This window comes from Methylobacterium variabile (genome assembly GCF_001043975.1).
GTDB classification, from domain to species: domain Bacteria; phylum Pseudomonadota; class Alphaproteobacteria; order Rhizobiales; family Beijerinckiaceae; genus Methylobacterium; species Methylobacterium variabile.
This window is the reverse complement of the sequence record NZ_LABY01000010.1, coordinates 1-10,220: the sequence shown is the minus strand read 5'-3', so window position 1 is coordinate 10,220 and position 10,220 is coordinate 1. Positions and strand designations below refer to the sequence as shown.

9 protein-coding genes are annotated in these 10,220 nt (G+C 71.1%); 6 read left to right on the top strand and 3 right to left on the bottom strand.

The genetic code is table 11. From position 1 onward, the window contains the following. Positions 1-318: 318 nt before the first annotated feature. The 3 genes from VQ02_RS01580 to VQ02_RS01570 all read right to left on the bottom strand — a co-directional run bounded on the left by VQ02_RS01580 (position 319) and on the right by VQ02_RS01570 (position 3,777). Complete coding sequence (locus VQ02_RS01580; protein ID WP_048442400.1) at positions 319-1,287, bottom strand: GNAT family N-acetyltransferase; 969 nt, start codon at positions 1,285-1,287, stop codon at positions 319-321. A gap of 110 nt (positions 1,288-1,397) precedes the next feature. Then, positions 1,398-2,507: a CobW family GTP-binding protein gene (locus VQ02_RS01575; RefSeq protein WP_048442399.1), complete on the bottom strand. Its 1,110-nt coding sequence runs from the start codon at positions 2,505-2,507 to the stop codon at positions 1,398-1,400. Between the two features lie 124 nt (positions 2,508-2,631). Continuing rightward, positions 2,632-3,777, bottom strand: coding sequence for a patatin-like phospholipase family protein (locus VQ02_RS01570; protein WP_083468984.1), 1,146 nt, complete (start codon positions 3,775-3,777; stop codon positions 2,632-2,634). A 372-nt stretch (positions 3,778-4,149) separates the two neighbouring features. Between VQ02_RS01570 and ispG the strand changes: the two genes are divergently transcribed. The 6 genes from ispG (at position 4,150) to VQ02_RS36650 (ending at position 10,149) form a co-directional block, all read left to right on the top strand. Next, positions 4,150-5,457 carry a flavodoxin-dependent (E)-4-hydroxy-3-methylbut-2-enyl-diphosphate synthase gene (gene ispG / locus VQ02_RS01565; protein WP_048442398.1) on the top strand — a complete coding sequence of 436 codons (1,308 nt, stop codon included), beginning with the start codon at positions 4,150-4,152 and terminating at the stop codon, positions 5,455-5,457. Between the two features lie 196 nt (positions 5,458-5,653). After that, positions 5,654-7,624, top strand: a complete 1,971-nt coding sequence (locus tag VQ02_RS01560) for a potassium transporter Kup (RefSeq protein ID WP_048442397.1) — start codon at positions 5,654-5,656, stop codon at positions 7,622-7,624. Between the two features lie 7 nt (positions 7,625-7,631). Continuing rightward, on the top strand, positions 7,632-8,852 hold the full coding sequence (gene coaBC, locus VQ02_RS01555; protein ID WP_048442396.1) for a bifunctional phosphopantothenoylcysteine decarboxylase/phosphopantothenate--cysteine ligase CoaBC: 1,221 nt from the start codon (positions 7,632-7,634) through the stop codon (positions 8,850-8,852). Positions 8,853-8,970: 118 nt separating this feature from the next. Beyond that, positions 8,971-9,177, top strand: a complete 207-nt coding sequence (locus VQ02_RS01550; protein WP_048442395.1) for a hypothetical protein — start codon at positions 8,971-8,973, stop codon at positions 9,175-9,177. Positions 9,178-9,632: 455 nt separating this feature from the next. Beyond that, positions 9,633-9,842 carry a cold-shock protein gene (locus VQ02_RS01545; protein ID WP_048442394.1) on the top strand — a complete coding sequence of 70 codons (210 nt, stop codon included), beginning with the start codon at positions 9,633-9,635 and terminating at the stop codon, positions 9,840-9,842. A gap of 130 nt (positions 9,843-9,972) precedes the next feature. Then, complete coding sequence (locus VQ02_RS36650; RefSeq protein ID WP_157080453.1) at positions 9,973-10,149, top strand: hypothetical protein; 177 nt, start codon at positions 9,973-9,975, stop codon at positions 10,147-10,149. Positions 10,150-10,220 lie beyond the last annotated feature (71 nt).

Here is a 10,220-nt window from a genome sequence, read left to right as displayed (position 1 = left end):
CAAGGACACCGCTGGCCCGGCGGTGAACCCGGCGATCAAGATCACCAACATCATCGCGCTGCTGCTGCTGGCGATCCTGGCGCATAGCTGACGGGCGGCGATCCACCCGACATCCTGTGCGAGCGAGGCGAGGCCGGCCGGGAAACCGGCTGGCCTCTTCCCTTTGATACCCTCGCGCCTTCGCATCGACGTGTCGATGCGAAGGCGTCCGGCGCATCAGCGCCAGCGCCCGTTCGGGCTTGCCTTGCGCCTCCGAACGGGTCCGTTCGAAGGCGCGGCGGTATGATTGCTCCCGGCGACCGCTGCGCGGGCTGGTGATCAGGCCCGCAGGCGCATGAGCCGGCGCAGGCCCGATCCGGTCCGCTCCCGCGGCGGCCGGGCGCGTCCGTCCGCCTCCACCGTCACCACAGCCTCGACGCGGGCGGGCGCCGGCGGGGCCGCCGGCGCCTCGGCAAGGCAGAGGCCGGCCTGGCGCCAGATCGTGTCGTGCCGCCCCGTCGCCAGGTGGACTGCCGCCGCCACCACGTCCCCGTCCCGTCGCACGAGGTCGACGCAGGCCTGCCGCCGGCGGGCGAAGCGCCGCGTCACCACCCGGAACGCCGTCGCGGTAGCCGGGTCGCCGAGCAGGCTCCCGGGGCCGCGCCGGGCGTCGAGCACCAGGAAGTGCTCCACGGCGTCGCGCAGGCGCACCGGATCCCGCACCCGCTCCAGGGAGGTGCGGCCCTCCGGCAGGGTCATGGGGGCAAGCGCGGGCGCCGGGGCGGAGGCCTGGGCCACCACGGCAAGCCGCCGCCCGGTGCTGCCCGCGACCTCGCCGAGGACGACCGCGAGGGCCGCGTCCGGCCGCAGGTCCGGCCAGAGCAGGTCGACGAGCCGCAGGCGCGACTGCCGCAGGTGGTCGAGGGCGGTGCGCAGCACCGCGGCGGTGTGGTCGGCATCGACCGCCGCCTCGGCGGAGCCGGCGAGCGGCAGGCGCCAGAGCTGGGCCCGGCCGGCCAGCCCCTGTCGCGTCGGCAGGCGCAGCGGCAGCACGCCGCGCAGGATCGGGGCGCGCAGGCCGTCCTGCCAGACGAGCAGCAGGGCCAGGGTCTGCCCGTCCGCCAGGTGCTGGGCCATCGTCAGGGTGAAGTCGGGATCGGCGTAGACGCTCGGCTCGAGCGCCCGGCCCATCAGGCTGCGCCAGGCCTCGACCTCCGGGTCCCGCAGGGACGAGGGATGCCGCAGCTCGGCCCGCAGGGTCGCCGCGCCGGTCAGGCCGCCCTGGATCAGCGTGAAGGGAGTGCTCATCGCGCCTCGTTCCGGATCATCCGTCCCGGAACGGGACGAAGGTGCGGCCCCAGCGACCGCGCCGGCCGGAACAGTCCAAGACCTGTGCCGGCCCGCGCCGGGAGTCCGGTTCAGGTCCCCGGGATCGCCAGCGGGTTGGCGGTCAGTGCCGCGGCGTCCGGCGCGTCGACCGCCGGGTGGCCGAGGAACGCATCCCAGAGCCGGCGAACGAAGGCCGGGTCGAGGTCGCGCACGATCAGCACCAGCCGCGAGCGGGTGTCGCCGTCGGGCCAGGCGGGCAGGGTAGCGGGCGTGTGCACGACGTGCTGCACCCCGTGCACCACGACCGGCCGGGCCGGGTCGTCGGCGAGCGCCACCAGCCCCTTCAGGCGCAGCAGCTTCGGGCCGTGGGCGGAGCGCAGCAGGTCGAGGAACATCTCGAAGGCCGCCCGCGGCACCGGGGCCTCGCTCACCAGGTGGAAGGCCCGGATCGCCGCATCGTGCCGGTTCACGTCGTGGTGGTGATGGCCGTGATGGTGGTGATGGTCGTGGTCCAGGGCTTCCGCCCCGAGCCAGGCCCGCACGTCCGCGACCTTGCCGTCGGGGTCGAACAGTCCGCCGAGCAGGTCCTCGGCCGGGGCGTCCGGCGGCAGCACCGGCGCCCCCGGGTTGATGCCTGCGAGGCGCTCCCGGAGATCCTCCGCCGCCGCCCCGGCGAGGTCGGCCTTCGTCACCACGAGCCGGTCCGCCACCGCGACCTGGCGCAGGGCCTCCGGATGCGCGTCGAGGGTGCCAGCGCCGTTGACGGCGTCCACTACCGTGACCACGCCCTGGAGCGCGTACCGCATCGCCACATAGGGGTGGTAGAGCAGCGCGTGCAGGATCGGCGCCGGGTCGGCGAGGCCGGTGGTCTCGATCACCACCCGGCGGAAGGGCTGGATCCGCCCGTTGTCGCGCTTGCGCAGCAGGTCCTCGAGGGTCGCGATCAGGTCACCCCGCACGGTGCAGCACAGGCAGCCCGCCCCGAGCAGGATCATCCCCTCGTCCACCGTCTCGATCAGCAGGTGATCGAGCCCGACCTCGCCGAACTCGTTGACGATCACCACGGTGTCGGCGAGCGCGGGCGCGCGCAGCAGCCGGTTGAGCAGCGTGGTCTTGCCGGCCCCGAGGAAGCCGGTGAGGACGGTGAGCGGGATCGGCAAGGGGCGGCCGGGAACTTGGTGGCCGGGGGAGTCGGTCATCGGATCTGGTCTCGCCGGGCAGGGCCCCCGAGATGGGGTGCCGGGTGCCCATGCGGGATGGGCAGGGCGCCTGTCGAGGGCCAGGTATGAACGGATCGCGGCCCTGCGATCCGTCCGGAGCGCCTCAGGTATACATCGCCTTCAGGTCGAGGCTGCTCTCCCGCCCGACGGCGTCGTAATGCTGCGCCAGCCACGCCTTGGCGGAGTCGCGGCCGGCATCGCGCAGGTGCAGGAAGAACGGCCACTGCGCCCGCAGGCGGGAGGAGGCCGAGGCGTCGTCGAGGGCGCCGCCGCTGCCGTCGATGCGGTGCAGGAGCACCTGCTTGTAGGCGTTGCTGCGGCCGAGCACCCCGTCGGTGATCAGGTCGTCGACGAAGTCGATCGCCCGCAATTCGCGCAGGAGATTGGCGTTGAAGGTGATCTCGTTGAGGCGGTCGCGGATCTCGGCGGGGGTGCGGGGGGTCTCACGGCGCTCGACCGGATTGATCTGGACGAGCAGGATGTCCCGGGCCCGGGCGCCGTGATAGAGCGGATAGAGCGGCGGGTTGCCGAGATAGCCGCCGTCCCAGTGCGGCACGCCGTCGATCTCCACCGCCTGGAACACCGTGGGCAGGCAGGCCGAGGCCATCAGGTGGTCGACGGTGAGGTCCGGCCGCTCGAACACCGCCATCTTGCCGGTCCAGACGTTGGTGGCGGAGATGAACAGGTCGGCCGGCCCGTCCCGGCGCACGGCCTCGAAATCGACCGTGTCGGCGAGCGCGCGCTTGAGCGGATTGATGTTGAGCGGGTTGGACGTATAGGGGCTGGCGACGGCGTTCCAGAACGCCCCGACGGGCGTCTTCTTCCAGAAGCTCATCACGCCGTCGACGAAGGTCTGTTGCGCCTGCGGCAGGTCGGCGTCGAGGCTGACCTCGCGCCAGAACGCCTCCAGGCGCTCGCGGGCGCCGTCCGGACCGCCGCGCAGCCAGCCGTCGACCATGACCACGGCGTTCATGGCACCGGCGCTGGCCCCCGTGATCGCCTCGAAGGCGAGGCGGCCATCCTCGATCAGGGCGTCGAGCACGCCCCAGGTGAAGGCGCCGTGGGCGCCGCCGCCCTGGAGCGCCAGGGCGATCGCCTTCTCGGCCCGGGGGCCGACGAGGCCGCGGCCGAGGGGGCCGGAGGCCGCCTGGACCGGGCCGCCGGCCGCTTCGAGAGAGAAATCGCGGGTCTCGTCGGGGACGTTTGCCCCGTGGGAGCCGGCATCCTGGGGAAGGGTCGTGTCCGTCATGTCCGGGGATGTGGTGTGCTGCGCTGCGAAGGCAAATGGTGCGCTGCAACGTCGCGCCGGGCGGCGCGGCGTCACGCGCTTGACGCGGGACGTCGTCACAATCAGCTAAGACGGCATCCCGGGCCGGAAATGCTGGGCGGGAGTTCCCGAGGACGATGCCGCCCGGGGCGGCGCCCGGGAAGGGGTTTGGCAAGGATGTCGCGGCATTCCGTACAGCAACCCGGGACGGGGCGGCTCAGGCCGTTGATCGCACCGGGCTTTCATGCGGGACGAAGCGATTTCCACCGCGCCCGGAAATGCTCTAGACGGTTGTCACGCCGCGACTGAAGCGACCCGCCGAAGACTCTAGCGAACGACCCCCGAAGGTAACCGATGGAAGCCATGGAAGCCCTCGCCGCGACCGCCCAGGCGGACGCCGCCCCTGAGATCGCCGGCCCGAGCCCCCGGCACCGCACCGTCGGCGTCCGGATCGGCGAGGGCGAGGGCGCGGTGGTGATGGGCGGCGGCGCCCCGATCGTCGTGCAGTCGATGACCAACACCGACACGGCTGACGTCGACGCCACCGTGGCGCAGGTCGCGGCGCTCGCCCGTGCCGGCTCCGAGGTCGTGCGCATCACGGTCGACCGCGACGAGGCCGCCATCGGCGTGCCGAAGATCCGCGAGCGCCTCGACCGCATCGGCGTCACCGTGCCCCTCGTCGGCGACTTCCACTACATCGGCCACAAGCTCCTGACCGACCACCCGGCCTGCGCCGAGGCGCTGGCCAAGTACCGGATCAACCCGGGCAATGTCGGCTTCAAGGAGAAGAAGGACCTGCAGTTCGGCACCATCGTCGAGCAGGCGGCCCGCTACGGCAAGGCGGTGCGCATCGGCGCCAACTGGGGCTCCCTCGACGAGGCGCTCCTCACCCACATGATGGACGAGAACGCCCGCTCGGCCCGGCCCCGCGACGCCCGGGCGGTGATGCGCGAGGCGATGGTGCAGTCCGCCCTCCTCTCCGCCGACCGGGCGGTGGAGATCGGCCTGCCGAAGGACCGCATCGTGCTCTCGGCCAAGGTCTCGGCGGTGCAGGACCTGATCGCCGTCTACCGCGAGGTGGCGCGCCGCTCCGACTACGCCATCCATCTCGGCCTGACCGAGGCCGGCATGGGCACCAAGGGCATCGTGGCGGCCTCCGCGGCGATCGGCGTGCTGCTCCAGGAGGGCATCGGCGACACGATCCGCTACTCCCTGACCCCGGAGCCGGGCGGCGACCGCACCGTCGAGGTGAAGGTGGCCCAGGAGCTGCTCCAGACGATGGGCTTCCGCACCTTCGTGCCGCTGGTGGCTGCCTGCCCGGGCTGCGGCCGCACCACCTCGACGGTGTTCCAGGAGCTCGCCCGCGACATCCAGAACTGGATCACCACCTCGATGCCGGAGTGGCGCAAGACCTATCCGGGGGTCGAGGGCCTGAACGTCGCCGTGATGGGCTGCATCGTCAACGGGCCGGGCGAGTCGAAGCACGCCGATATCGGCATCTCGCTCCCCGGCACCGGCGAGACCCCGACCGCTCCGGTCTTCATCGACGGCAAGAAGGCGATGACCCTGCGCGGCCCGACGCTGGCCAAGGACTTCGAGGGCATCGTCATCGACTACATCGAGCGCCGCTTCGGCCAAGGTCGCCGCAGCGCCGCCGAGTAAGGCCGGTCACGCGGCAAGGCCGCCCGACGCTGGGGCAGGCGCGCGCCGCCTTGCGCGCCTCCGGGCCCGTGCTACAATCTTGCCACAATCAGGCTCGGCGGACGCGCCGGGCCGACACGGATTCGAGCCCGCCACCCGGCCCAGCAGCGCGCTTGGCGGCAATCCTGGCCGCCCGCGGGCGCATCCCCGATCAGACATGACACAGTCAGCCGCACCCACGGACGGACCCGTCGCGCCGCCCGACACCCTCACCCCACCGAGCGGCGGCCCGCCGACCAAGGCGGGCAGCGTCGACGAGGCCGAGGGCCACGGCCACGCCAAGGCGAGCTTCTGGACCCTGTTCCTCGGCTCCGTCGGCGTCGTCTACGGCGATATCGGCACGAGCCCGCTCTACGCCTTCCGGGAAGCCCTGGCCCCGGGCCGGGCCGACGGCCTGCTCACCGGCGAGGAGGTGCTCGGCACCGTCTCGCTGCTGCTCTGGGCCCTCGTGCTGATCGTCACCATCAAGTACGTCCTGCTGCTGCTGCAGATGGACAACAAGGGCGAGGGCGGGATCCTCTCGCTGATGGCGCTCGCCCGCAAGGCGCTCGGCGGCTCGCACATCGTGTTCATGCTGGGCCTGTTCGGCGCCGCCCTGTTCTACGGCGACGCGATCATCACCCCGGCGATCTCGGTCCTGTCGGCGGTGGAGGGCCTGAAGCTCGTCACGCCCGCCTTCGAGCACTACGTGCTGCCGATCACCATCGCGATCATCCTGCCGCTGTTCCTGGTGCAGAGCCGGGGCACCGCCCGGATGGCGACGTTCTTCGGCCCGATCATGCTGGTGTGGTTCGCCGCCCTGGCGCTGGCGGCGCTGCCGCACATCGTGCGCGCGCCGCAGGTGCTGTGGGCGCTCAACCCCTGGCACGCGGTGCACTACCTGCTCGGCCACGGCACCGGCGCCCTCGTGGCCCTGGGCGCGGTGTTCCTGGCGGTGACCGGGGCGGAGGCGCTGTTCGCCGATCTCGGCCATTTCGGCCGCCGGCCGATCCAGACCGCCTGGATCGCCCTCGTCGGCCCGGCGCTGGCGCTCAACTACCTCGGCCAGGCCGCCCTGGTGCTGACCAAGCCCGAGACGACCGACCCGTTCTTCCAGCTGGTGCCCGAATGGGGCCTGCTGCCGATGGTGCTGCTCGCCACCGCGGCGACCGTCATCGCCAGCCAGGCGGTGATCACCGGCGCGTTCTCGCTGTCGCGCCAGGCGGTGCAGCTCGGCCTGCTGCCGCGCCTCGAGATCCGCCACACCTCGGAGGCGCATTCGGGCCAGATCTACCTGCCGCAGATCAACACCCTCCTGATGCTGGGCGTGGTGATCCTGGTGGTGCTGTTCCGCTCCTCCAGCGCCCTGGCCTCGGCCTACGGCATCGCCGTGACCGGCACGATGCTGATCACCGCCGGCCTCTCCTTCCTGGTGCTGTGGCGGGTCTGGAAGTGGTCGCCGCTCGCCGCCGGCGCCGTGATGGTGCCGTTCATCACCGTCGAGCTGCTGTTCCTGGTCTCGAACCTGCTGAAGGTGTTCGAGGGCGGGTACATGCCGCTGCTCCTGGCCGGCGCGCTCGTGCTGCTGATGTGGACCTGGGTGCGCGGCGTCACCATCCTGTTCAACAAGACCCGCAAGACCGACGTGCCGCTCACCGAGCTGGTGGCGATGCTGGAGAAGAGCCCGCCCCACCACGTCCGCGGCACGGCGGTGTTCCTCACCAGCGATCCGGAGACCGCCCCGGCGGCGCTGCTGCACAACCTGAAGCACAACAAGGTGCTGCACGAGAAGAACGTCGTGCTCACCGTCAAGACCATCGACCTGCCGCGCCTCAACGACGCCGACAGGGTCCGGATCGAGCCGATGGGGCCGCATTTCTGGAAGGTCGTGATGAAGTTCGGCTACATGGAATCGCCGAACATCCCGAAGGGCCTGGCGCTGCTGCGCAAGCAGGGCTTCAAGTTCGACATCATGGCGACGTCGTTCTTCCTGTCGCGGCGCTCGATCCGCCCGGCGGCGCAGTCCGGCATGCCGCTGTGGCAGGACCGGGTGTTCATCACGCTCGCCCGCAACGCCAACGACGCGACGGACTTCTTCCAGATCCCGACCGGCCGCGTCGTCGAGGTCGGCACCCAGGTCACGGTGTGAGCCCCGGATGAGCATCCTGGCGGAGAAGCGGGTGCTCCTCGTCATCGGGGGCGGCATCGCGGCCTACAAGTCGCTGGACCTGATCCGGCGCCTGCGCGAGCGCGGCGCCTCCGTGCGCTGCGTGCTGACGCAAGGCGCGCAGGAATTCGTGACGCCGCTCGCCGCCGCCTCGCTCAGCGGTCAGCGGGCCCATACCGACCTGTTCGATCGAGCGGACGAGGCCGATATCGGCCACATCAAGCTGGCGCGCGACGCCGACGCCGTGGTGGTGGCGCCCGCCACCGCCAACATCATGGCCCGGATGGCCGGCGGCCATGCGCCGGACCTCGCCTCGACGGTGCTGCTCGCCACCACCCTGCCGATCCTGATCGCCCCGGCGATGAACGTGCGGATGTGGCTGCACCCGGCGACGCAGCGCAGCTTGACGCTTCTCAAAAGCGACGGCGTCGCGGTGGTCGGGCCGGGCGTGGGCCGGATGGCGGAGGCCGAGACCGGGCCGGGCCGGATGACCGAACCCGACGAGATCGCCGACGCCCTCGAGGCGTTGCTGGCGGGGCGGGACGGGGGAAAGCCCCTCGCCGGCCGCCACCTCCTCGTCACCTCGGGGCCGACCCACGAGCCGATCGACCCGGTGCGCTACCTCGCCAACCGCTCCTCGGGCAAGCAGGGCCACGCCATCGCGGCGGCGGCCGCCGCCGCGGGCGCCCGGGTGACCCTGGTCTCCGGCCCCGTGACCCTGCCCGATCCCCCCGGCGTCACCGTGGTGCGGATCGAGACCGCCCGGGAGATGCTGGCGGCGGTGGAGGCGGCGCTTCCCGCCGACATCGCGGTCTTCGCCGCCGCCGTCGCCGACTGGCGCCCGGCGACGCTCACGGACGAGAAGATCAAGAAGGGGCCGGAGGGCCCCCCTCCCCTGGCGCTCACCGAGAACCCCGACATCCTGGCGACCATTGCCCGCCGGACCGCGGACCGTCCGCCCCTGGTGGTCGGCTTCGCCGCCGAGACCACGGACGTGATCGCCCATGCCCGGGCCAAGATCGCCCGCAAGGGCTGCGACCTCATCGTCGCCAACGACGTCTCGGCCGCGAGCGGCGTGATGGGGGGCGACCGCAACACCGTCCACCTGATCGGGCGCGACGGCAGCCTCGAGACCTGGCCGACCCTGGCCAAGGACGCGGTGGCGCGCCGCCTCGTCGCGCGCCTGGCCGAGATGACAGCCACCCCCTGAGGCAAGATATCGCCGGCCGGGCGGTTGGCGGCCGGGTCTCCTGCATTATCTTTCCGCCTCCCCAATGGGGAGGTCGCCCCCCGACGGGGACTCGCCTCCCGCGCCAGGGAGGCTCGCCGTGCCCACCATCCTCGTCGTCACGCTGATCTGCGCCTCTTCCCTCGCGGCGCAGGATTGCACCCGCGAGACCGCCCAGGACGTGATCACCCATCCGGCCCATTCGCCGCAGGAATGCATGCTGCTCGGCCCCACCATCGCCGCCGGCTCGGGCCGCGGAACCGAGGCCGGGACCTACGTGAAGACGCTGTGCGAGCAGCGGCGCTGAGCCCGAAGGGGCAAGGGCCGGCCCCCCGAAGCCATCCGGCGGTCGACGGCTCGGGGCGGCGGACCCGAGGTCCCGGGCCGCCCGGGCAGGCACGATCTCCAGGTTGATGCGAGGGGGGACGGCCCTGCCGCGTCCGATCGTGATTTCCGGCATGCGAACAACGGCTTGATGGTATTTTCCTCAGCAGCCAAGAGCGTTTTTCTTCGAAGTACGGCTTGAGCGTCCTAAGATAAAAAATTCGGCCCGGACAATCATTTTCTCCGCACGTATTGCCATGGGAGATTTCGGGGCTTATGTTCAGTGTATCGATTTTTGGCCGGATCACCGAGCCTCGTCGCCGCGCTCTCGCGGACGCACGCTCTGCCACTCTCTCCAAACCTGTCGATTGATACGAGCCTTGGCACCGCCGATCGCGCGCCAAGCTCACGATTGTACTTGCAGATATGGATACGACGATGAGCACCGGCACTGTGAAGTGGTTCAACGGCCAGAAGGGTTTCGGCTTCATCCAACCGGATGACGGCGGCAAGGACGTGTTCGTCCACATCTCCGCCGTGGAACGGTCGGGCATGCAGACCCTCTCCGAGGGCCAGAAGATCTCCTACGAGCTGGAGACCGACCGCCGCAGCGGCAAGCAGTCCGCCGGTAATCTTCGGGCCGCGTAACCAGCATACAGGGATGCGGATGATGTCATTCGCCTCCCTCGCCCTGCAGTCGATGGGCGAAACAAAACTCCAAGAAGGTTTTTGAGTGAATTTTATTTTTTCTTCTACTTCAACATCGCATCACACCGCCATGGAGCCGGCCACCTTCCAGGTGCGGCAGATCTGGCAGCGGGTCGAGAACCAGCAGCACGACGTCAGCCATCTGATCGACCGGACCTACCGGTACCACTCGGTGCGGGAGCTGCACTGGCACCTGGCCGACCGGTTCGCGAAGCCGGTCCGCTCGCTCGCCCTGAGCCACCTCTGAGTCCGCTGCGCGGTCGAACGGCTTCGTTCGGCGGCGCAAGGCAAGCTTGAACGGGCGCCGGCGCTGATGCG

Excerpts from the sequence above, each read along its gene's own strand:
- VQ02_RS36650 (WP_157080453.1), top strand. The coding sequence starts at position 9,973 with ATGGAGCCGGCCACCTTCCAGGTGCGGCAGATCTGGCAGCGGGTCGAG.
- VQ02_RS01575 (WP_048442399.1), bottom strand. The coding sequence starts at position 2,507 with ATGACCGACTCCCCCGGCCACCAAGTTCCCGGCCGCCCCTTGCCGATC.
- ispG (WP_048442398.1), top strand. The coding sequence starts at position 4,150 with ATGGAAGCCATGGAAGCCCTCGCCGCGACCGCCCAGGCGGACGCCGCC.
- VQ02_RS01560 (WP_048442397.1), top strand. The coding sequence starts at position 5,654 with ATGACACAGTCAGCCGCACCCACGGACGGACCCGTCGCGCCGCCCGAC.
- VQ02_RS01545 (WP_048442394.1), top strand. The coding sequence starts at position 9,633 with ATGAGCACCGGCACTGTGAAGTGGTTCAACGGCCAGAAGGGTTTCGGC.
- VQ02_RS01570 (WP_083468984.1), bottom strand. The coding sequence starts at position 3,777 with ATGACGGACACGACCCTTCCCCAGGATGCCGGCTCCCACGGGGCAAAC.
- coaBC (WP_048442396.1), top strand. The coding sequence starts at position 7,632 with ATGAGCATCCTGGCGGAGAAGCGGGTGCTCCTCGTCATCGGGGGCGGC.
- VQ02_RS01580 (WP_048442400.1), bottom strand. The coding sequence starts at position 1,287 with ATGAGCACTCCCTTCACGCTGATCCAGGGCGGCCTGACCGGCGCGGCG.